The following is a 21625-nucleotide window of genomic DNA, read 5'->3' as shown; positions in this document are numbered from 1 at the left end:
CAGCACTTTCCCCGCACGGACCGATCTTCCGGGGCGAAGGCCCGGACGTGGTCGGCGGTGATGCGAGACTGTGGTGGGTGAGAAGAGAGGGGCTCACCACTCGGGGGCGGAGGAAGAGAGAAATGCGGGTCGGAGCCGGGTCTTGAGAATTCTGCATACATCGGACTGGCACCTGGGGCGCTCGTTCCACCGGGTCTCCCTGCTCGAAGCCCAGGCCGCCTACCTGGATCACCTGGTGGCGACGGTGCGCGAGCACGAGGTGGATGTGGTCCTCGTCGCGGGTGATGTGTACGACAGGGCCGTTCCTCCGCTGTCCGCCGTCGAGCTCTTCGACGACGCGCTGCACCGGCTCGCCGCCGCCGGTGTGCCCACCGTGATGATCTCCGGGAACCACGACTCGGCACGCAGGCTGGGCGTCGGCGCGGGACTGATCGGGCGGGCCGGGATCCATCTGCGGACCGACCCCACCGGCTGCGATACCCCCGTCGTCCTGCGGGACGCGCACGGCGAGGTGGCGTTCTACGGGCTGCCCTACCTGGAACCGGCCCTGGTGAAGGACGTCCTCAAGGCGGAGCGCTCCGGGCACGAAGCGGTGCTCACCGCTGCCATGGAGCGGGTACGCGCCGATCTGGCGAGCCGCCCGGACGGCACCCGGTCCGTCGTGCTCGCCCACGCCTTCGTCGCGGGCGGCGAGCCCAGCGACAGCGAGCGCGACATCACCGTCGGCGGGGTGGCCGCCGTACCCGCCGGAGTCTTCGACGGCGTCGATTACGTGGCGCTCGGCCATCTGCACGGCTGCCAGACCGTCACCGAACGCGTCCGCTACTCGGGCTCGCCGCTCGCCTACTCCTTCTCCGAGGTCACCCACCGCAAGACGATGTGGCTGATCGACCTCGACGCCTCGGGCACGGTCGGCGCCGAACGTGTGGACTGCCCGGTGCCCCGACCCCTCGCCAGACTCCGCGGCCGCCTCGACGACCTCGTCGACGACCCCGCGCTGGAGCAGCACCGGGAGTCCTGGATCGAGGCCACCCTCACCGACCCGGTGCGCCCGGCCGAGCCGATGGCCCGGCTCGTCGAGCGGTTCCCGCACACACTCAGCCTCGTATTCGAACCCGACCGGGCTCCCGACGACCCGCTCGCCTCGTACGCACAGCGCCTCAAGGGGCGCGACGACCAGCAGATCGCCGAGGACTTCGTGGCACATGTGCGGGGCGGCTCCGCAGCCGACGAACAGGAACGAACGGTGCTGCGCGGCGCCTTCGACCACGTCCGCGTGGACGACGGTGTGCGCGAGGTGAACCGTTGAGACTCCACCGGCTCACCGTCACCGCCTTCGGCCCGTTCGGCGCCACCCAGGACATCGACTTCGACGCCCTCTCGTCGGCCGGGCTCTTCCTGCTGCACGGGCCGACCGGCGCCGGGAAGACCTCGGTCCTCGACGCGGTCTGCTACGCCCTCTACGGTGCGGTGCCCGGCGCCCGTCAGAGCCCCGGCACCTCCCTGCGCAGCGACCATGTCCCGGCGGATCTCGCCACCGAGGTCGGTCTGGAACTGACCGTCGGCGGCCGGCGCCTCGAAATCACCCGGAGCCCCGCACAGCCCCGCCCCAAGAAGAAGGGCAGCGGCTTCACGACGGAGAAGGCCCAGAGCCGGCTGCGGGAGTACGACCCCGACGACGGCTGGCGGCCGCTCAGCCGCTCGCACCAGGAGATCGGCGAGGAGATCACCCAGCTCGTCGGGATGAGCCGGGAACAGTTCTGCCAAGTTGTGCTGCTGCCGCAGGGCGACTTCGCACGCTTCCTGCGTGCCGATGCCGAAGCACGCGGCAAACTCCTCGGCAGGCTCTTCGACACCCGCCGTTTCGCCGCCGTCGAGGAGCGACTGGGCGAACTGCGCCGGAGTGCCGAAACCAAGGTCAGGGCCGGGGACGAACGCGTCCTCGCGGTGGCCCAGCGGATCGCCCAGGCTGCCGGACCCGCCGCGCGCGAATCGCCGCTCCCCGACATCCAGCCCGGCGAACCGGGACTCGCCGAGGGCGTGCTGGAATGGGCCGCGACGGCCCGCAGCGGTGCCCGCGAACGGCTCGACATCGCCGCCAGTGTCCTGGCCATGGCCGAAGTCCGGCAGTCGGCCGCCCGCCTGGCCCTCGACGGCGAACGCGAACTGGCCGCGCTCCAGCAGCGGTACGAGGAGACGCGGCGCCGCGCCGCCGTGCTCGAAGCCCGCCGCCCCGACCGCGACCGGCACCACGAACGTCTCGCACGGGCCCGCAAGGCGGACCTCGTCGCGCCCGCTCTGGAGCTGCACGAGGAGACCGAGCGCGCGTACCGCACGGCCTCTCAGGCCCGTGACCGTGCCCGCGCGGTGCTGCCCGGCACCCTGGCCGACGCCGGTGCCGAACAGCTGGCGGAGCTGGAGCGACGGCTCCGGCAGGAGCTCGGCGGGCTCGACGCCGCGAAGCGTGCCGAGCGGCGCAGCGCACAGATCGACACCGAGCGGACCCAACTGGAGCGCCAGGCCAGGGCCGACGAGGAGCTGATCCGCGAAGCGGAGGCCTGGCTGGCCGACTGGCAGTCCACCCGCGACGGACTGCGGGCACGCATCGAGGCGGCCCAGGAATCGGCCACCCGCGCCGAACAGCTGGCCGGCCGGCTGGAGCCCGCCCGTGCCCGGCTGGACGCGGCCCGCCGCCGGGACGCGCTCGCCGCCCAGGTGTCGGCCGCCGCCGAGCGGCTGGCCGCGGCCCGCGAGCGCGCCGCCGCAGCCCACGAGTCGTGGCTGGAGCTTCGCGAACGACGGCTGCGTGACATCGCTGCGGAACTGGCGGCGGAGCTGGTGGACGGCGAGGACTGCAAGGTGTGCGGCTCGGCCGACCACCCCAGGCCGGCCCGCGCGGCCGACGGACATGTCGACAAGGCCGCCGAGGAGGGGGCGCTCGATGCCTACCGGCGCGCCGAGGAGGCGCGTACGCGGGCGGACCGGGAGCTCGGCGTCGTACGCGAGCAGCACACCGCTGCCCGCGCGGCCGCACAGTCGGCGGTGCCGCAGCCGAGGGACGGGGCCGGTGCCGTGGATCCGGCAGCGTCCGGATGCGTGACCGGGGGCGCCGCCGCCGGTTCGGCCGGACCGCCGTCGATGGCCCGGACCGGGGCGGTCGCCGTCGGCCCGGCCGGCACCGGGCCCGACGCCGACCCCACCGTTGCCGAACTCGGCGCGCTCGTCGACCGGTTGACGGGCCTGCATGCCGAGGCGTACCGCACCGCAGCGGGCATGCATGCCGCGCGTGAGGCCCTCGCAGCCACCGAGCGGGAACAGTCCGAACGCCTCGACGGCCGGCAGCTCGCCGAGCGCCGGGCCGCCTCCCGCACCTCTCTCCGCGAGGGCCTGGACCGTGAACAGGCCGCGCTGGAAGCCGAGTTGGCGACCGCGCGCGGCGATTTCGGCAGTGTGGCCGAACACGCCGCGCTGCTGCAACGCCGGGTCGCGCTGCTCGCCGGGGCCGCCGAGGCGGTCCGGGCGGAGGAGACGGCCGCACAGCACCGCAAGGAGGCCGACGACCGGCTCGCGGACGCCGCGTTCCGGGCCGGGTTCGACACCCCGCAGGCCGCCGCCGAGACCCTGCTCGACGACGCCGGGCAGCGCGAACTCCAGCGGCTCATCGACGCCTGGCAGTCCGAGGCGGCGGCGGTGGCCGACCGGCTGGCGGAGACGGAGACCCGGGCCGCCGCCGACCGCCCACCGGCCGCGGTGGACGTCGCGCAGGCCGCGTACGACACGGCCGAGCGGTCGCTGCGGGACGCTTCCGCCGCACTGGCCGCCGCGCGCGAGCGCTGCGCCGAACTCGGCCGGCTCTCGCGCGGCGCCGCGGACGAGGTGCGCGGAATCGGTTCGCTGCGCGAGGAGTACGACCGGGTGGCGCGGCTGGCCGGACTCACCGCGGGTACCTCCGCGGACAACGAACGCAAGATGCGACTGGAGTCGTACGTGCTCGCCGCCCGGCTCGAACAGGTCGCCGCCGCAGCCACCGCACGGCTCCAGCGCATGTCGTCCGGCCGTTACACCCTGGTCCACTCCGACGCCCGCACCGGAGGCCGCAGATCGGGTCTCGGACTGCATGTCGTCGATGCCTGGACCGGCCGCGAGCGCGACACGGCGACGCTCTCGGGCGGCGAGACGTTCTTCGCCTCGCTCGCCCTCGCGCTCGGCCTCGCCGATGTGGTCACCGACGAGGCGGGCGGGGTACGGCTGGACACCCTCTTCATCGACGAGGGCTTCGGCAGTCTGGACGACCAGACCCTCGACGAGGTGCTCGACGTACTGGACTCGTTGCGCGAGCGGGACCGCAGCGTCGGCATCGTCAGCCATGTCGCCGATCTGCGCCGCCGCATCCCCGCACAGCTCGAAGTGGTGAAGGAGCGGCACGGATCGGCGGTGCTGCACCGCACCTCCGGCGAGGTCAGCGGCTGATGGCGCGGCGGGGGAGCGGCGAGGAGTAGACGACGCTCGTGGTCACCGAACCGAGGGCGCCGATCCTGCCCGAGACCTCCTCCAGGTGACGCATCGAGCGGGCGGTGACCTTCAGTACGAAGCAGTCTTCGCCGGTGACATGGTGGGCCTCCACGATCTCCGGAGTCGTGTCGAGCAGATCGTGGAACGGCTTGTAATGGCCGTTCGGGTATCGCAGCCGTACGAGGGCGAGGATCGGCAGCCCGAGCCGCTCCGGGTCGACCACGGCGGCGTAACCGCTGATCACCCCGGCCTCCTCCAGCCTGCGCACGCGCTCGGTCACGGCGCTCGGCGACATCGCCACCGCGCGCGCCAGCTCGGCGAAGGACGCACGCCCCTCGCGTTGCAGGACATCGAGGATGCGCCAGTCGGTGGCGTCCGGGGAATAGTCGGTCATGCCCCGGAGGCAACAGGGAAATCCCCGGCAGATCAAGCATTGTGCCGAGGATCTCATCTTCCGGGGGCGGATCACCGGCCGTAGATTTCTGGGCATGACATCGCAGCTCACCGCCACCGCGGCCCACCCCGTCCTCCGCGTCCCGCCGGCCTCCCCGGCGGCGGCCGCCGCCTACTTCGGCGCCTCGCTCGCCTTCCACGCGGATGTCTCCGATGTCGCCGCCGCGCTCGCGGCCGACGGCGATCCGGGCTTCGTGCTCCTGGACTCGCGCTCCACCGAATCCTGGAACCAGGGGCATGTCCCCGGCGCGGTCCACCTGCCGACCGCGCTCATCGCCGAGCAGGCCCGGAACCTTCTCGACCCGGCGGTTCCCGTGGTCACGTACTGCTGGGGCCCCGGCTGCAACGGCGCGACACGTGCCGCGCTCGCCCTCGCCGAACTCGGCTACCAGGTCAAGGAGATGCTCGGCGGACTCGAGTACTGGGTGCGCGAGGGCTTCGAGTTCGAGACCTGGGAGGGGCGGGAGCGGCGCGACGCGGACCCGCTCACCGCACCGGTCGACTCCGGTGACTGCGGCTGCTGATTGTCCTGGCTGTTGCGACCGTCCCGGCTGCCGTGACCGACCTGGCCTCTCCGGCCCGCAGATGTGCCCGGCGACCGGGCTCGTGCCGTGAACCGAGCCCGGTCGCCGCGCCATCGCGTCAGAGCTTGGACAGCTCGTCGACGAGATCGTCGAGTCCGAGCGGCCCCTGCGACAGGGCGGCCATGTGCCAGGCCTTGGCGTCGAACGCGTCACCGTGGGCCTTGCGGGCGTTCTCCCGGCCCAGCAGCCAGGCGCGCTCGCCCAGCTTGTAACCGATGGCCTGTCCCGGCATCGAGAGGTAACGGGTCAGTTCGCTCTCCACGAAGTCGGCGGGACGGCCGCTGTGGTTGCCGAAGAACTCCTGAGCCAGCTCGGGGGTCCACCGCTCGCCGGGGTGGAACGGGGAGTCCGCCGGGATCTCCATCTCCGCGTGCATGCCGATGTCCACGATCACCCGGCAGGCCCGCATCATCTGCGCGTCCAGATAGCCGAGGCGGCGCTCCGCGTCGGGCAGGAAGCCCAACTCGTCCATGAGCCGCTCCGCGTACAGCGCCCAGCCCTCGGCGTTGGCGCTGACACCGCCGATCGACGCCTGGTAGCGGGACAGGCTGTCGGCGACATGCGTCCACTGGGCGATCTGGAGGTGGTGGCCCGGTACACCCTCGTGGTACCAGGTGGACACCAGGTCGTACACCGGGAAGCGGGTCTCGCCCATGGTGGGCAGCCATGTGCGACCGGGGCGCGAGAAGTCCTCGGAGGGGCCCGTGTAGTACGGGGCGGCGGCGCCGCCGGGCGGGGCGATGCGGGACTCCACCTTCCGTACGCGTTCGGCGAGTTCGAAGTGCGTACCGTCGAGCGCTTCGATCGCCTCGTCCATCAGACCCTGCAGCCAGGCCTGGACCTCGTCGACGCCCTCGATGTGCTTGCCGTGCACATCGAGATGGGCCAGCGCCTCCCAGGGGCCGGCGCCGGGCAGCACCTTCTCGGCCTCGGTCCGCATTTCGGCGAGCAGCCGGTGGTACTCGGACCAGCCGTACGCGTACGCCTCGTTCAGGTCCAGGTCGGTGCCGTTGAAGTAGCGCGACCAGCGGGCGTACCGCTCGCGGCCCACCGTGTCCGGCGCCCCCTCGACCGCGGGGGCGTACACATCGCGCATCCAGTCGCGAAGCGCCACGACCGATTCCGTGGCCTGCCCGGCGGCGTCGTCCAGATCGGCACGCAGCCCCGTGGGTCCGGCCGCCACGAACTCCTGGAAGAAGCCCGAACCGCCGTCCCCTGCCCACTCGTCGAGCTGGCCGATGAAGGTGGCGGTGGCGCGCGGCCCGCCGTACAGCTTGCGCTCCAGACCGAGTGCGAGCGATTCCTGGTAGCCCTTCAGCGCGGCAGGCACCGCGCGCAGCCGGTCCACGACCGCCGCCCAGTCCTCGTCGGTCTCCGTCGGCGTCACCGTGAACACCTCACGGATGCTGTGCGCCGGGGAGGACAGATTGGAGACCGTGCGCAGCCCCTCATCGGCCTCGTGAACGGCGAGTTCCGCCGTGAGGCGCTCGCGCAGAAGACGACCGCAGCGGCGCTCGGCATCGCTGTCCGCGCCGGGCAGCTGTTCGGCGGCATCGAGCTTCGCCAGGGTGGTGCGGGCCAGCTCGGCAAGAGCTTCCTGCCCGGCGGGGGAGAAGTCGGGAAGGCGGCGCGAGCTCTCCGCGACACCGAGATAGGTACCGGCGATCGGGTCGAGTTCGATGAATGCGTCGACGTAGGTGTCGGCGACCTGGCGGGGCAGCGCGCTGCTGGAAGTGTCTGACATGCGGACATCCTCGTACGGCGAAGGCCTCCGCGTCATCATCATTCGGCCTCAGAGGCCTGACTCCGCCGATCCTCCGGACGGCGGCAGCAGCGGCCCGCACTCCCACTGCTGGAATATCAGCCTGGTCTCGACCCGGGCGACTTCGCGGCGCGAGGTGAATTCGTCCAGTACCAGGCGTTGCAGATCGGCCGTGTCCGTGACCGCGACATGGACCAGATAGTCGTCCGGGCCGGTCAGATGGAACAGCGCACGGGACTCCGGCAACGTCCTGATGCGCTCGACGAACGGACCGATGAGCTCTCGGCGGTGCGGCCGGACCTGCACGGAGAGCAGCGCCTCCAGGCCCCGGCCGAGCCGGGCCGGGTCCAGACGCAGCTGGTGGCCGAGAATGACGCCGGACCGGCGCAGCCTGGTCACCCGGTCAAGGCACGTCGACGGTGCGACGCCGACCTCGGCGGCCAGCTCGCGGTAGGTGGTCCGGGCATCGTTCTGCAGCAGCCGCAGAATGTGCAGGTCCACCGGATCAAGAGCGACAGAATCGGCCATCTGCCGAACGTAGCACGGGAGAAGACCCCGAAGTTCCGGTGGTTGTTCAGAGTGATGCCATGGACACCGAATCCTCGATGGCGCCCCCGACGACAGCCCGGTCCAGGGCGCTGGCCACCGAAGCCGTGCACGCGGGCCGCGACGATCTCGCGGCCCTCGGACTGCACGCCCCGCCGATCGATCTGTCCACCACCTACCCCTCGTACGACTCCAGGGGCGAGGCGGAGCGGATCGACACCTTTGCCGCCACCGGCGCAAAGCTCGAAGGGCCGCCGGTCTACGCGCGGTTGGACAACCCGACGACGGCCCGGTTCGAGACCGCCCTCGCCCGGCTCGAAGGGACGGGGAGCGCAGTGTCGTTCGCCAGCGGAATGGCGGCGCTCACCGCCGTGCTGCTGGTCCGCGCGAGCATGGGACTGCGCCATGTAGTCGCCGTCCGGCCGCTCTACGGCTGCAGCGATCACCTGCTCGGCGCCGGGCTGCTGGGCACGGAGGTGACCTGGACCGATCCGGCGGGCATCGCCGAGGCGATCCGTCCGGACACCGGTCTGGTCATGGTGGAGACGCCCGCCAACCCGACGCTTGCCGAGGTCGACATCCGCGCGATCGCGCACTCCTGCGGCTCCGTGCCGCTGCTTGTCGACAACACCTTCGCCACCCCGGTACTGCAGCGGCCCGTCGAGCACGGTGCTCGGATCGTGCTGCACAGCGCCACCAAGTACCTCGGTGGGCACGGCGATGTGATGGGCGGGGTCGTCGCCTGCGACGAGGAGTTCGCGGCCCGCCTGCGGCAGGTGCGTTTCGCCACCGGCGGGGTGCTGCATCCGATGGCCGGGTATCTGCTGCTGCGCGGCCTGGCCACGCTTCCGGTACGGGTACGGGCGGCGTCCGCGAGCGCCGCCGAACTGTCCCGCCGACTGACCGCCGATCCGCGCATCGCCAGGGTCCACTACCCGAAGCTCGGCGGAGCGATGGTCTCGTTCGAGGTGTACGGGGATCCGCACCGGGTGATCTCGGCCGTGCGGCTCATCACGCCCGCGGTGAGCCTCGGCAGCGTGGACACCCTGATCCAGCATCCGGCCTCCATCAGCCACCGCATCGTGGATGAGGGAGACCGGCAGGCCTCCGGCGTCGGGGACCGGCTGCTGCGTATGTCGGTCGGTCTGGAGGATGTCGAGGACCTGTGGGCCGATCTGTGCCAGGCGCTGAGCTCGCAGGAGGCCGGACGGAAGTCCTCCACGGTCGGGTCCTCCGTGGCCGAGTCTTCTGCGGTCGGGTCCTCCGCGGCCGGGTCCTCCGTGGCCGGGGAGTCAGCGACCGGCCTGCTCGTACGGGGGCAGTGAGCGGACCGGCGTCGCGTCCAGCCGGGCGGTGACGACCAGGGTGCCCTCCTCGATCTGGTAGTCCAGCGGCAGGGACAGTGCGCGCATGGCCGCGACCATGCCGGTGTTGGACGACTGTGTGACGGCGTAGACGCTCTCGCAGCCTGCCTCGATGGCGAGTGCGACCAGGCGGCTCAGGAGCTCGGAGCCGATGCCGCGGCGCTGCCAGTCGTCCTCGACGAGGAGGGCGACTTCGGTCTCGTCGCCGTCCCAGAGGAGGTGGCCGAGCGCGACCAGCCGGCCCGAGGCCGTCTGTACGGCCAGCGTGCGGCCGAAGCGAGGACTCAGCAGGTGGTCCAGGTAACGGTCGGCGTCGTGGACCGGCCCGTGGTAGCGCATCCGCAGCGTCTGCTCGGAGCAGCGGTCGTGCATCGCACGTGCTGCTCCGAGGTCACTGCGGTCCGCGCGGCGCACGGTGATCTCGTTGCCCTCGGGCAGGGTGAGCACGTGCTCGCTGCGCGGGACGCGGGGGCCGAGCCGGGCATCGAGCTCGACCAGGGCACGGGCCCGGGCGAACTCGGTCGGCGTGAACGGAAGATAGGGCCGTTCGACGGTGATGACGCCCCCGGACGGGTCGCGCAGCCGCATCACCGTCTCCTCCAGCACTCCTTCGACGGGCGTGGTCTCACCGGTCGCCCGGCCGGTGATCGAGACGGCGGGCAGCGAGTGGATGGTGCAACGGCCGAGCAGCTGCCGCAGCGCGAGGGGGAGTTCGGCCGCATCAAGGGCGGTGCGTGTGGCGAGGCCCAGGACGCGCGTCGGGGCGTCGACCAGATCGTGTGTGTCGGCCCGCTCGATCCAGGTCGAACTGCCCCCGGCGGCGGAGATCGCCCGGCTCAGCTGTTGGGCCGGGAGCGGGGCGGGCGCGCGCAGCAGGAACTCATCGACCGTGCCCCGGGCCAGCGGGTGCGTCTGCAGGGTGAGGATGTCGACCCGGTGCTGGGCGAGCGCGCTGCACAGCGCCGCCAGGCTGCCGGGCGTGTCCCGCACCGTGGTTCGCATCCGCCACAGCACCGTGTCCTCGGGGGAGGGGGCCGGGCCCGCGGCGGTGGGCGTGCTCACCAGCGCGGTCGCCGAGGCATCGGTGTGGCGGCCCGGGACCGTGCCGTCGCCGTCTCCCTCGGCGAGGAGGCCGGTGCAGGTCGGCGGCGGGGCGTGGCTGTGCCGCCGTGCCCACCAGGTGTGGAACCCGGCTGTCAGCGCCAGGGCCACGGCCGAGGCGATCAGCAGGTACGGTCCGTCCGGCTGGTGCCCGATCAGGTTCGCGATGGCGTCGGCCACCGCGACCGCGGTGAACAGTGCGGCCAGCTCGGTCACGTCCCGCCGCCAGTGGTGGGAGCGGCGGGCAGTCTTCGCGGATGTCGTATCAGTCATGGATTCACTCTGACTGAGCGTTGTTGCCTGACCACGAACACTCTGTGACTGATGGGTTAAGTGTGGATCTAGTCCCTTATCACCCCATTCCTATCTGTTGGTGACCTGCTCGATCGCGTGCTGATCTGTGTGACTGATCCGTGTGCCTGATTGTGCCTGCCATCGCGCCGTACCGGTCGCTGCGGGCGAGCGGAACCTGCGTGTTACGCCACGATGTCCTGCGCCGTCACGTCCGTCCCGAACCCTGCTCCCAGGCGGCTTCGAGACGTGCCGCTTGACGTACCAACTGCGACGATCCGCCGCGCGCGGCCGTTTCGGCGAGCCCGGGTATCGGCTCGCCACCACCGACCGCACCACAGTGCTCCACGCACTCGGCGGCCACGGAGAGCAGGTCACTCAGCCCACGCGTGCCCTTCTTGCTTGCCAGAAGTCCCGGCAGAACGGGCAGCAGCACGGAAAGCACTGTCCGGTACGCCCCCGTGGCGGCCGCGGTACGGACGGAGTCCGCGAGCCGATTGGGCTTCACCAGCTGGTGATCGAGGAGGATCACCAGCTGCTCGCCGAGCAACGTCGTGTCCAGCCGCTGCTGAGCCGCGAGCATCAGCAGGGCGTCCACCGCCGACAGCCGGTCCTCCGGATACCGGGCACCCATCCCGTATCCCACCGCCAGGTGCGTGGCCTCGGCGGCCGGCCCACCCAGTTCTACAAGGCCGAGGAGCGGCTGGGCCGCATCCTTCAACTCATCGGTCGCACACGTCGCGATGGCCGGGAGCAGCCACGCGGCCAGTGTCTCGCTGTCCTCGGGGAGTGTCGCGGTCCAGGAATCCGGGTGCTCGTTCCCGTGGTCGCAGGTGCGGTGGCGAGGGGTGTGCGCGCTGCCCAGCCAGTGGAAGGAGCGCGGGAACTCCCGCTCGATGAAGGGGTGTTCATCGCTGGCCATCAGGACGCGCCGGGTCCAGTCGGTCGGCTGTTGTCCCACCCAACCGCGGGCGGTGGACTCCTGTCTGTCCAGATCGAACCGTTCCACGGTCGCGAGCGGCCGGCCGGCCCGCAGCCAGGCGGCCAGCCGGTCGCCCTCCGGAGTGCCGAGCCGGGCGGCTGCCGCGGCGGCCTCCTGCTGACCGCCGCGCCGTACACGCAGCAGGGCCTGCGCGAAGTCGGCTTCCCCGGGCTGGACTCCGAGCTGCTGATACGTACGCAGCCGCTCGACCAGCACCGCAGGGTCGAGCGAGCCGGTGTGCCAGGTCGGGAAGGCCAGCAGGAATGGTGTGCTGCCGGTGAGCACGGCGTCGGCGGCTTCCCACAACCGGGCCTTCATCACTCCCTTGAGCGCGGCATGGACACAGACACCGCTGCCGGTCCAGGCCGCACGCCCCTCCTGCACGGCCTGGATCGGAACCCGTCCGAGCAGCACGGCCAGGACCAGGGTGATTCCCGCCTCCGAGCGGAGCCGCATCTCGACCCTCGACTGCGATTCGTCGACGAGCCACCAACTGCCCGCCAAGGCATCCCGCAACGCCTCGGTCAACGCCGAGCGGTCGGTGTGGGCCTGGCGGACCAGCCCGTCCAGCGCCCGCTCGAATGCGGTGACATCCCGTGATGAGGCTCTCGCCAGGACCACCACCTCCTCGACGAGCTCGGGCAGCGTCGCCGGCGCCGGTTCGATACGTCGCGGGACGGGAGCGGACGGCAGGAGTTCCACGTACGGCTCCGCCGCCGACCGCTCGTCCAGCAGGTCGCCGAACACCTCGGTCGCCGCCGTACGGAGTGCCGGACCCAGCAGTGACGCCGACAGGGCGGTTTCCTCCCGAACCGCTGTGTCGACGGCGGGCAGAAACCGTGCGATGAGTTTGAGCGCCCGCTCCTGGATGTCGAGGTCCGCGTGTCCGAAGGCCTCGGCGACGACGGGCAGCAGTTCGCCGGCTTCCGATCGATCGCGGCGCAGCGTCTTGCCGATCAGCACCAGCTGGGCACGGACGAGTTTCTTCTCCGGGCGGAACAGCAGGGAACCCGAGACATCCGCCAGGGACCGCACGGGCAGTTCGCCTTGCTCGTCCAGCCGCGCGAGCACCTCCTGGGCGTGGCCGGCCACGGTGGAGATACCGTCCGCCGCCATGGCGATCCAGTCCGCCACGCGCTCCGCCTCCTCCTCTCCGGTCAGCGAGAGCTGACGCAATACGGCGAGGAAGAACCGCAGTTCGCCGGGGGTTCCGCCGCGGATCAGCCGGGCCACGCAACCGTCGACGAGCGGCGCCCGCTCCAGCGGCCCGTCGTCCGCGAGGGCGGCGAGAGCCACGTGCCATCGGCTCGGGTCGTTCGGTTCGTCGAACCAGAGCATCTGCGACGGAAGTTCCGCCACCTCGAAGAGCCGCGGCACGAGAACGGTGAGATACGGGTCCGTACGGAGGACGTCGGCCAGCGGTCGTCGCTTCTGCTGCCACTGTGAGACCGAGAGCGCCTCGGCCCAGCCCCGCACGAAGCCGTCCGTGGTGGGCACCGGGCACCGTGCGATCTTCACCAGCCCGGTGATCAGCTCATAGGAGGTCTCCGCCGTCCCGGGACGGGCCGCCAGCCGGTGGGCGACGTCACCGAGCCAGTCGGGGTCACGGTCCGCGAGAACATCGAGGAGCATCGGGAAGGGAGGCCGTGTCCAGCTCTGCAGGTCCCGGCCGCCGATCCAGGCGGCGCAGCCCGCAGCTCCCGTGTGACAGCCGGCGCCCGCGACCAGCAGGGCCTTGCGGATCTTGTCCTGTTTCTCCCAGGGCCAGCTCCGCGCCTCCTTGCGCAGCGCCTTCAACTCCGCCAGCGCCGACGTGCGTCCCGCCCGGTCCAGCTCGGACAACAGGGCAGGCACGTCCATCCTGCGCGCTTCCCGTACGGCGGTGAGCAGCTCCTTCATCGCGCACCCCCGGCGACCGGCGTACCGCGGCGGACCATCCGGACGGCCAAGGCGTGCTTGCAAGGGCCCCGCCGTCCGCGGTAATCCGCCCACCACTGGCAGGTACAGCTCAGCATTCCGTCATTCTCCCTCACCTGGTATCGGCTTTCCCCCGAGGCGACGGCCGCCATGTCTCCGTCGAGCACGACCGCACCCGAGCCGGCCAGCTGCCGGGCCGCCACCAGACGCGGATTGTGCCGCTCGGCCCGGTCGGCGTCGTAGGGCAGCTCGCGGTGGAAGTAGGATGCGTCGGCGAGGTCGTAGCCGACCCGGCCCGCCGTCCCCAGCCGGGTGAGCGCGGCCCGTACCCGTTCCACCGTGAGACCCGACTGTTCCGCGAGGTCCGCGAGATCGATCCGCGGCTCCCAGGCCAGCAGCACGGACACCAGCTCGGCGTCGGCCGCGGCATCGTCGGTGGCCAGCGCGTCGAGCACCCCGCCCTCGCCGGAGAAGCCGCGCGAGACATCGGGCGAGAGCGTCAACGTGAGGCGCATGCCCGGCAGCACCACCTCCCATGCGCTCGCGGTCGCCGCCCCGTCGGCCACCGGCCCGTACACCCGCAGCGAGGTGGCATCACGCAGCACCCGCTGCAGCACCACCAGCCGTTCGGGACCCGGCAGACACACCGACCCCGACACCGGACGCGTGGTCGGACGGAGAGCCTTCCCGGCGGGGATCACCCACTGGGCGCCCCGCGAGGCATTCCCGGCCGAACGCGGCAGCGAACGCAGGAACCGGACGGCCTCGGCCGCCGGCAGCTCGGCCCGCAGATCGAAACCCGCGGACACCACCTGCGCCTCGGCGAAGCCGCGGAGCCACCGGTCGGGCAGGGGCACCTTCTTCTCCACGACCGGACCGTCCAGCGTGGTGACGGCCATCTCGTCCGGGCCGACCCGCATGTGCAGCGGATCGTCCCCCGTTATCCGCGAGAGCGCCTCCCGCAGCGGATTGTTGACATCCACATTCGTGGTGCCATGGTCCGTGCGTGCACCGTCCAGACCCTCCTGGAGCACATCGAGGCGTGCGTACACCCCGCAGCAGCCGGAGAACGACTCAAAACGCAGACGGTCGCCGTTGCCCGTCACCACCGGGTCGAGGGACGAGGGCAGGGCGCGCCGGTAGTAACGCGCGGATGCCACGTCCGCCACGGCCAGCAGACCTCGGGCGGCGATCCTCGGCGATGTGAGGAAGCCGGCGAAGAACCGGGGGTGGGACTCGGCGCCCCGCGGCGTGAGACCACCGGCGGTCTCCAGGCCGAGGAGCTGCCCCGCCTGTGAGGAATCCAGGGCGGACGGGCGTGAGTAGGCCAATGCCTGAACGGATCGGGTCATGGAAAAACCGTAGATCCCACCACTGACAATCGGCTTCCGACCATGGCCCGGGGCCGATCGCCGGGCGCCGGTTCACTGACCGACGCGCCCCGGCTGCAGCACCTTGCTGAACAGTACGGAACCGCCCTGCGCCCGCAGCCGAACGGTCAACTCGCCGCTGTCGCCGTCGATGTCGACTTCCCCGAAGTACTGCGGCGACTCCATCGGTGACACGTTCGCCCGGTCGGGCGCCCGCACGAAGACCCGGTCGGGACCGAACGTCGCGTCGAGCGCGTTCGCCTGGAACTGACCCGCGGCCAGCGGCCCCGACACGAATTCCCAGAACGGCGCGAAGTCCTTGAACACCGCACGCTCGGGCTCGTAGTGCTGCGCCGACGTGTAGTGCACATCCGCCGTCAGCCAGACCGTGCCGGTGATCCGGCGGTGCTTGATGTACCGCAGCAGTTCCGCGATCTGCAGCTCACGACCGAGCGGTGCTCCGGGATCGCCCTGCGCCACCGCCTCGAAGTCCGTCGCCCCGTCGGTCACCACCAGTCCCAGCGGCATGTCCGCGGCGATCACCTTCCACACCGCGCGGGACCGGGACAGCTCGTGCTTGAGCCACCTGAGCTGCTCGGCACCGAGGATGCCCGTCGCGTCGTCGGGCTGTCGGCCGGGGGAGTTGGCATTGCGGAAGGACCGCATGTCGAGGACGAACACATCGAGCAGCGGACCGTGTCGCACCACGCGGTGCATCCGGCCCTCCCCGGACGCGGCATGCAGCGTGGACACCGGGAAGTACTCGCGGAACGCCCGCATCGAACGGGCCGCCAGCACATCCACGTTCTTCTCGGTGTAACGGGCGTCGCCGAGGATCTGCCCGGGATACCAGTTGTTGCGCACCTCGTGGTCGTCCCACTGAACGATCGAAGGCACCTGGGCGTTGAACTCACGGAGGTTGCGATCGAGCAGGTTGTAACGGAAGTTCCCGCGGTACTCGGCAAGGGTTTCGGCGACCTTCGCCTTCTCTTCGGTGGTGACATTGCGCCAGACCCGTCCGTCGGGCAGCGTCACGCTCGGCTCGATCACGCCGTCCGCGTAGATGTTGTCACCGCTGCAGAGGAAGAAGTCCGGATCGAGGCGGCGCATCTCGTCGTACACCACATAGCCGCCGATGTCCGGGTTGATGCCCCAGCCCTGCCCCGCGATGTCGCCCGACCACAGGAAGCGCACCCCGTCCCGGCGCCGGGCCGGCGCCGTCCGGAAGGTTCCGTACACCGGCTCCCCGGTACGGCGGGGGTCCTGGGGGTCGGTGAGTGTCACGCGGTAGTGCACCTGCTCGCCCGGCGGCAGCCCGTACAGCGGAGTCGTCCCGGTGAAGTCGGTGCCGGAACCGACGAGCGGACCGTGCCATGTGTGGGCCCGCCGGAAGGACTCCGTCGCCGACGTCTCCACGATCATCCGGGCCGGCCGGTCCGCCCGCACCCAGACCAGCGCGGATGACGAGGTGACATCGCCCACCTGCACACCCCACGCCGCGCGCGGCCGGCCGGACAGTGCGAAGGCGGGGGCCGCGGTGCCCACCGCGGGGAGTGTGAGCGCGGCCGACGCGGCGAGGGAACCGCGCAGCACACTGCGGCGATCGGGGGACGGAATTCGCGGACGGTACGACATCGAGGCGCCTCCGGGGCAGTGGTCAGCGGGACGAACGGGTGGCTGGTCGAGCGACCCCACCCTTGTGCCCGTCGGCGGCGCGCACACCAACCTCAGATGAACACCCGGCCCCGGCCTCCGTCGGTGGCCGGTCGGTCCGTGCCCTGTCGCCCGGGGTGCGGATCCGGCGACCGGCGCGGTGTCAGCGACTGGTGTCGAGAATGACGCGCGCCACGAGTGCGGGATCGTCGTTCATCGGCACATGACCGCAGCCCGGCAGCCGGACCAGCCGGGCGTCGGGGATGGTGTGCTTGGCCCTGATTCCCTGCCGGCGCAGCAGGATCCGGTCCCGGCTGCCCCAGGCGACGGTCACGGGCAACCCCGGCACATCGTCGGTGAACGCGGTATTCCCCCCGGTGGCAAGCGTCTGATGGAAACCGGTCGCCTCGCGCAGGGCGATGGTCTCCGCGACGACGGCATCGGGCGAACGGCGGCCGGGCCGGGCGTAGATGGTGCTGGTCAGTGCCGTGCGCCCGGCCGCGCTGTGCGAGAGCCGCTCGATCAACGGGACCGGTATCGACAACGCGGCCCGCCGCATGGCCCGCAGCGTTACGAATGCGTAGCGTCGCTCGCTCTCGGTCCAGAAACCGGCGGGCGAGAGCGCCGTCACCGACCGCACGAGCTTTTCCCGGCCGAGCTCCAGCGCGAGCAGACCACCGAGCGAATTGCCCGCCGCATGCGGCCGGTCCAGACCGATCTCCGCGCAGAAGGTGCTGAGCACCCTGACCACGGTCGGCAGGTCGTACAGCAGTCCGTCGGGCAGTTCCGGCGAGACGCCGAAGCCGGGGAGATCGACGGCTATCACATCCCGCTCGACGGCGAGCACGGACAGCACAGGGTCCCAGGCCTGACGGTGATGGCCGATGCCGTGAAGCAGGAGCAGCGGCTCGCCGGCCCCGGTCCGTTCATACGCCACGGACACGGTCCGGGGCCCTTGCAGTGAGTCGACGCTGAACGAGACCGTGGTGGCCATGCTGGTGCTCCCGGGGTGATCCGGCATGAAGGGGCCATGCCTGAAGGCGGCTTAGACGTCTCGTCAATAACAATTACCGTTCAGTAGCCTGCAGTTCAAGAGGGGTAGGCGATTCACGCTGGACAGGGTGGGGCGGGTCGGCTGGGATGGAGGGGTGACAGCCGACACCGCGACCGATGTCTTCGAGAGCCACCGTCCCGTGCTCACCGGCGTTGCCTATCGCATGCTGGGCCGGATTGCCGATGCCGAGGACGTGGTGCAGGAGGCCTGGCTTCGCTGGTCTTCCGTATCCCGGGAGGACGTACGGGAGCCGCGCGCCTTTCTCGTGAGGATCATCACCCGCCTCGCCATCGACCGGTTGCGACAGGCGCAGTCGCGACGTGAGACGTACGTCGGGCCGTGGCTGCCGGAGCCGGTAGTCACCGATTTCGGACCGGCCGTGCCCGACACCGCGGAGCAGGCTGTCCTGGCCGATTCCGTGTCGGTCGCCGTGCTCGTCGTCCTGGAGTCCCTGTCGCCGCTGGAGCGAGCCGTCTTCGTGCTGCGCGAGGCATTCGGCTTTCCGTACGCGGAGATCGCCGCCACTCTGGACCGGACCGAGGCCGCGGTGCGCCAGCTGGCGGGGCGGGCGCGGCACCATGTGGAGGAGCGCAAACCGCGCTACGACGTCGACCCGGCACACCGCCGTGACCTCACCGAGCGATTCCTCGCAGCGGCGGCGGGTGGCGACATCGAGGAGCTGCTGGTCCTGCTCGCACCCGACGTGCGGCTCGTCGGGGACAGCGGCGGAAAGTCCAGGGCGCCGCTGCGGGTCATCGAGAGTGCCGACAAGGTCGGCCGCTTCGTTTTCGCCGTCGCCCACGATCAGGTCGGGGACCTCGACTTCCGGTTGCTGGAGCTCAACGGCGGACCGGGTCTGCTGGTGTTCCTGGGTGGAAAGGTCGACTCGGTCGTTCAGCTGGACGTCGAGGACGGGCTTATCCAGTGCGTATATGTCATGCGGAATCCTGACAAGCTCACTCGCTTCATCGACTTCGACTTCCCGGAGGCGTAGCGGGGCCCTGGCCGCCGGTCGCACGTTCGACCGGCGTCGGTGACTCCGGTTGTTCGGGTTCCCGCGCCGCCCCTGTCCGAAGCCTGTCCGAAGCCCCGCGTCCTGCTGGTCGGCCGCGGGGCTCTGTGCTGCGCGCGCCTCACGGCACTACGAACGTCCTGTGAACGCTCTGCGGCAGAGACCCGTTTCGCTGCGTGACGGACCGAGGATTGGTCTTGACCAAGGGTGTGTACCGTCCTATGGTCTCAACGTTAAGACAGGAACCTTTAATAAATAACGTCGCGGAATAGACGCTGGGTGATTGCGGAGGACAGGGTGGGGACCACGCAGCTGGAAACGGTGCAGGAGCCGAAGTACTGGCACCTCAAGACCGTGCTCAGTGAGGCACTCGACTCGGACTTTGCGGTGGGGGAGATCCTGCCCAACGAACGCGAGCTCGCCGCTCGCTTCGGAGTCGCCCGAGCCACGCTCCGGCAGGCTCTGGAACAGCTCGAACTCGAAGGAAGGCTGCAGCGTCGGCGAGGCGTCGGGACCACCGTCGCCCCGCCGCGCGTCGGGGTCGCCGTCTCCACGGCACAGCGGGACTGGTCCGGCGGCGGTGCGGCAGAGGCCTGGCAGCCGGTGGACTGCTCGACGGCCGTCCCGCCGTCGTCAGTGGTGGCCGTGCTCGACGTGGAAGCCGACGAGGCAGTGCACATCGTGCGCCGGATACGGGTGACCCACGGACAGACGGTCGCGGCGGAGCTCCTGTACATCCCGTCGTCGTCCGTGCCCGAACTCTCCGCGATCGACGCCCCGTCCGGGCCGGCCCGGGCCCGTCGTGTCCTGCGCGAACTGCACCGTCTCGACCTCGACGGTCAGGACCGGTCGGTGGAGCTCGGCTCGGCACGGGTGGACGACGCCAAGGAGCTCGACCGGCTTCCCGGCGCCCCCGTGCTAGTCGTCACCACCCGCTACCTCGTGGCGGGCGGCACCGCTGCGCTCTCCGTTGCCACGTACCGGGCCGACACCTGCCGGCTCACCTTCGGTGACTCGGGCGACCTGGAGATCAGCCACCACGGCCAGGAGCGCCAGGCCTCCTGAGTACGGCCGGCTCCGCCGGTTCCTCGTCGGCACGCACGGCCCGTCGCACTCAGCGGCGGGCCGTCACCGTTCCCTCCACCGCGAAGAGCTGCTCCTCGACGTGGTCGAGAGCCAGCCGCAGGGCACCGGTGGCGACCGCCGCCTCACCGAGCAGCGACAGCGTGACCCGTGGCGGCCGAAGACAGTAGCGGGCCAGTTCGCTACGGAGCGGATCGAGCACATCGTCCAGCCCGGTGGCCCAGCCACCCACCACCACGAGCTCGGGGTCCAGCGCCAGAACCAGCGCCGCGACATCGTGCACCAGGCGCTGAATGAACCGCTCGACCGCCGCCTGCGCCCGGACATCGCCGTGCCGTGCCTCCGCGAACACAACGGCGACCGCGGGCTCGTCCAACGGATCCAGCGGAGTGTCCGTCGTGGACAGAAGCCGCTCCGGAGTCACCTCGCGGCCGAGCAGATGCAGCGCGCCGATCTCGCCCGCGGCGCCGCCGAAACCGCGGTGCAGCCGCCCGCCGATCAGCGAACCGGCGCCCGGGCTGAGCCCCGCCAGGACGAACACGATGTCGTCGGACTCGGTGGCCGCACCCTTCCAGTGCTCCGCGACCGCCGCAGCATTGGCGTCGTTCTCCACCAGGACGGGGCAGCGGAAGGAGCGCCTCAGCCGCTCACCCAGCGCGAGACCCGTCCAGCCCGGCAGCGCGGTCCCCAGCCGAACCGTCCCGTCGGCCTCCACGATGCCAGGACTGCCGACCCCTACCGCACGGAGACTGCTTCTGGCCACACCCGTCCGCCGCAGGAGGTCGGCCACCACGGCCCTGACCTTGTCGAGCCGGTCATCGGCGCAGGCGGTCTCCGACACCTCGCGGGCACCCGCGCCGATGATCCGGCCGTCCAGCCCCGACAGCAGCGCGGAGACACGATGCGGGCCGATCTCGATGCCGAGCAGATGGCCGGCCTCGGCGCGGAACCGGAACCGGCGGGCCGGCCGCCCCTGGCGTCGGGTCTCACCCCCGTCGGGAACCGACTCGACGACCAGACCGGCCTCGAAGAGCCCCTCCATGACACCCTCGACCGTCGGACGGGACAGTCCGGTGATCCGGGTCAGGTCCGTCAGAGTCGGGGAGTCGGCGCCACGCAGAGCGTGCAGCACCACCGCGGAATTGATGCGTCGCAACAGCGACGGATCCCCACCGGTCAGCCGGCCCACGGTGTGTCCTCCCAGCTCGAACGCATGTCAGGCGGATGGTACTCGTTGCCCAGGTGCGGGGCGACCGTGGGCTGCAGTGGGTTTTCACCGGGCAGGGCCTTCAGCCCGGAGCGACGAACCCGGATTCGTACGCCGCGATCACCGCCTGGGTACGGTCCCGCGCACCCAACTTGGTCAGTACGGCACTGACATGGGTCTTCACCGTCTCGACGCCGACCACGAGTTTGGCAGCGATCTCGGCGTTCGACAGGCCACGGGCCATCAGCCGGAGGACCGCGGATTCCCGCTCGGTGAGCGCTGTCCGGTCCATGGCCGCTCGCGCCTTGCTCGTCCCGTACTCGGCGGCGAGCTGCCGGACCGCCGCCGGGAAGAGCAGCGACTCACCCTCGGCGACCAGACGCACCGCATGCACGATCTCGGCGGGCCGGGCACGTTTGAGGAGAAAGCCGTCCGCACCGGCACGCAGCGCCTCATAGACGTACTCGTCGTTCTCGAATGTGGTCACCACCAGGATCTTCGGCGGATCCGGCACTGTGCGCAGCACCACCCGTGTGGCCTCGATACCGTCCATCAACGGCATCCTGACATCCATGGCCACCACATCGGGGCGCAGCTGATGCAGCAGTGGGATCACGGCGGCACCGTCGCCCGCCTCACCCACCACCTCGATATCGGGCTGAGCCTCGAGGACCGCGCGCAGCCCCGCGCGGACGAGGGGTTCGTCGTCGACCAGAAGTACGCTAACCGGCATC

Annotated in this window: 16 protein-coding genes; 6 read left to right on the top strand and 10 right to left on the bottom strand. The window is 71.1% G+C overall.

Features of this window, described 5'->3' with window-relative positions:
- Window positions 1–142 precede the first annotated feature (142 nt).
- Together OG978_RS06770 and OG978_RS06765 are read left to right on the top strand one after the other, a co-directional pair.
- A complete protein-coding gene (locus tag OG978_RS06770) occupies window positions 143–1309 on the top strand; it encodes an exonuclease SbcCD subunit D (protein ID WP_326764316.1) in 1167 nt (388 codons plus the stop codon).
- Window positions 1306–4470 (top strand): SMC family ATPase, encoded by a 3165-nt coding sequence (locus OG978_RS06765; RefSeq protein WP_326764315.1) that lies wholly within the window; start codon window positions 1306–1308, stop codon window positions 4468–4470. Before OG978_RS06770 ends, OG978_RS06765 begins: the two co-directional genes overlap by 4 nt.
- Here the strand turns inward: OG978_RS06765 and OG978_RS06760 are convergent.
- On the bottom strand, window positions 4460–4906 hold the full coding sequence (locus OG978_RS06760; protein WP_326764314.1) for an Lrp/AsnC family transcriptional regulator: 447 nt from the start codon (window positions 4904–4906) through the stop codon (window positions 4460–4462). The genes OG978_RS06765 and OG978_RS06760 overlap by 11 nt on opposite strands.
- Window positions 4907–5000: 94 nt before the next feature.
- Between OG978_RS06760 and OG978_RS06755 the strand changes: the two genes are divergently transcribed.
- On the top strand, window positions 5001–5489 hold the full coding sequence (locus tag OG978_RS06755) for a rhodanese-like domain-containing protein (RefSeq protein WP_326764313.1): 489 nt from the start codon (window positions 5001–5003) through the stop codon (window positions 5487–5489).
- A gap of 118 nt (window positions 5490–5607) precedes the next feature.
- Here the strand turns inward: OG978_RS06755 and OG978_RS06750 are convergent, their stop codons facing one another.
- Together OG978_RS06750 and OG978_RS06745 are read right to left on the bottom strand one after the other, a co-directional pair.
- Entirely contained in the window at window positions 5608–7293 is a 1686-nt protein-coding gene (locus tag OG978_RS06750) for a DUF885 domain-containing protein (RefSeq protein WP_326764312.1), read from the bottom strand.
- Between the two features lie 48 nt (window positions 7294–7341).
- A complete protein-coding gene (locus OG978_RS06745; protein WP_326764311.1) occupies window positions 7342–7839 on the bottom strand; it encodes an Lrp/AsnC family transcriptional regulator in 498 nt (165 codons plus the stop codon).
- A 59-nt stretch (window positions 7840–7898) separates the two neighbouring features.
- Here OG978_RS06745 and OG978_RS06740 point away from each other — a divergent pair, with 59 nt between their 5' ends.
- On the top strand, window positions 7899–9182 hold the full coding sequence (locus OG978_RS06740) for a trans-sulfuration enzyme family protein (protein WP_326764310.1): 1284 nt from the start codon (window positions 7899–7901) through the stop codon (window positions 9180–9182).
- Here OG978_RS06740 and OG978_RS06735 read toward each other — a convergent pair.
- From OG978_RS06735 to OG978_RS06715, 5 genes are all read right to left on the bottom strand, one after another.
- Window positions 9150–10595, bottom strand: a complete 1446-nt coding sequence (locus tag OG978_RS06735) for a GNAT family N-acetyltransferase (RefSeq protein ID WP_326764309.1) — start codon at window positions 10593–10595, stop codon at window positions 9150–9152. The two genes, OG978_RS06740 and OG978_RS06735, sit on opposite strands and share 33 nt — an antisense overlap.
- A gap of 226 nt (window positions 10596–10821) precedes the next feature.
- A complete protein-coding gene (locus OG978_RS06730; protein ID WP_326764308.1) occupies window positions 10822–13494 on the bottom strand; it encodes a DUF7824 domain-containing protein in 2673 nt (890 codons plus the stop codon).
- Entirely contained in the window at window positions 13491–14864 is a 1374-nt protein-coding gene (locus OG978_RS06725; protein ID WP_326764307.1) for an SWIM zinc finger family protein, read from the bottom strand. Before OG978_RS06725 ends, OG978_RS06730 begins: the two co-directional genes overlap by 4 nt.
- A 72-nt stretch (window positions 14865–14936) precedes the next feature.
- On the bottom strand, window positions 14937–16517 hold the full coding sequence (locus OG978_RS06720; RefSeq protein WP_326764306.1) for an alkaline phosphatase D family protein: 1581 nt from the start codon (window positions 16515–16517) through the stop codon (window positions 14937–14939).
- Between the two features lie 181 nt (window positions 16518–16698).
- Window positions 16699–17529, bottom strand: a complete 831-nt coding sequence (locus OG978_RS06715; RefSeq protein ID WP_326764305.1) for an alpha/beta fold hydrolase — start codon at window positions 17527–17529, stop codon at window positions 16699–16701.
- 154 nt (window positions 17530–17683) lie between these two features.
- Here OG978_RS06715 and sigJ point away from each other — a divergent pair, with 154 nt between their 5' ends.
- Together sigJ and OG978_RS06705 are read left to right on the top strand one after the other, a co-directional pair.
- On the top strand, window positions 17684–18583 hold the full coding sequence (sigJ, locus tag OG978_RS06710) for an RNA polymerase sigma factor SigJ (RefSeq protein ID WP_326764304.1): 900 nt from the start codon (window positions 17684–17686) through the stop codon (window positions 18581–18583).
- 315 nt (window positions 18584–18898) lie between these two features.
- Window positions 18899–19666, top strand: a complete 768-nt coding sequence (locus OG978_RS06705; RefSeq protein ID WP_326764303.1) for a GntR family transcriptional regulator — start codon at window positions 18899–18901, stop codon at window positions 19664–19666.
- A 49-nt stretch (window positions 19667–19715) separates the two neighbouring features.
- Here the strand turns inward: OG978_RS06705 and OG978_RS06700 are convergent, their stop codons facing one another.
- Both OG978_RS06700 and OG978_RS06695 read right to left on the bottom strand, forming a co-directional pair.
- Window positions 19716–20873 (bottom strand): ROK family protein, encoded by a 1158-nt coding sequence (locus tag OG978_RS06700; protein ID WP_326764302.1) that lies wholly within the window; start codon window positions 20871–20873, stop codon window positions 19716–19718.
- Between the two features lie 100 nt (window positions 20874–20973).
- Window positions 20974–21624: a response regulator transcription factor gene (locus OG978_RS06695; RefSeq protein WP_326764301.1), complete on the bottom strand. Its 651-nt coding sequence runs from the start codon at window positions 21622–21624 to the stop codon at window positions 20974–20976.
- Window position 21625: the final 1 nt, after the last annotated feature.

Source organism: Streptomyces sp. NBC_01591 (genome assembly GCF_035918155.1).
Lineage (GTDB): Bacteria > Actinomycetota > Actinomycetes > Streptomycetales > Streptomycetaceae > Streptomyces.
Note: the sequence above shows the minus strand (reverse complement) of the source record. Positions and strands in the feature narration are given on the sequence as shown.

Coding starts and splice junctions, on each gene's coding strand:
- OG978_RS06745 (WP_326764311.1), bottom strand. CDS start 7,839: ATGGCCGATTCTGTCGCTCTTGATCCGGTGGACCTGCACATTCTGCGG.
- OG978_RS06760 (WP_326764314.1), bottom strand. CDS start 4,906: ATGACCGACTATTCCCCGGACGCCACCGACTGGCGCATCCTCGATGTC.
- OG978_RS06720 (WP_326764306.1), bottom strand. CDS start 16,517: ATGTCGTACCGTCCGCGAATTCCGTCCCCCGATCGCCGCAGTGTGCTG.
- OG978_RS06740 (WP_326764310.1), top strand. CDS start 7,899: ATGGACACCGAATCCTCGATGGCGCCCCCGACGACAGCCCGGTCCAGG.
- OG978_RS06755 (WP_326764313.1), top strand. CDS start 5,001: ATGACATCGCAGCTCACCGCCACCGCGGCCCACCCCGTCCTCCGCGTC.
- OG978_RS06725 (WP_326764307.1), bottom strand. CDS start 14,864: ATGACCCGATCCGTTCAGGCATTGGCCTACTCACGCCCGTCCGCCCTG.
- OG978_RS06715 (WP_326764305.1), bottom strand. CDS start 17,529: ATGGCCACCACGGTCTCGTTCAGCGTCGACTCACTGCAAGGGCCCCGG.
- OG978_RS06695 (WP_326764301.1), bottom strand. CDS start 21,624: ATGCCGGTTAGCGTACTTCTGGTCGACGACGAACCCCTCGTCCGCGCG.
- OG978_RS06750 (WP_326764312.1), bottom strand. CDS start 7,293: ATGTCAGACACTTCCAGCAGCGCGCTGCCCCGCCAGGTCGCCGACACC.
- OG978_RS06730 (WP_326764308.1), bottom strand. CDS start 13,494: ATGAAGGAGCTGCTCACCGCCGTACGGGAAGCGCGCAGGATGGACGTG.
- OG978_RS06735 (WP_326764309.1), bottom strand. CDS start 10,595: ATGACTGATACGACATCCGCGAAGACTGCCCGCCGCTCCCACCACTGG.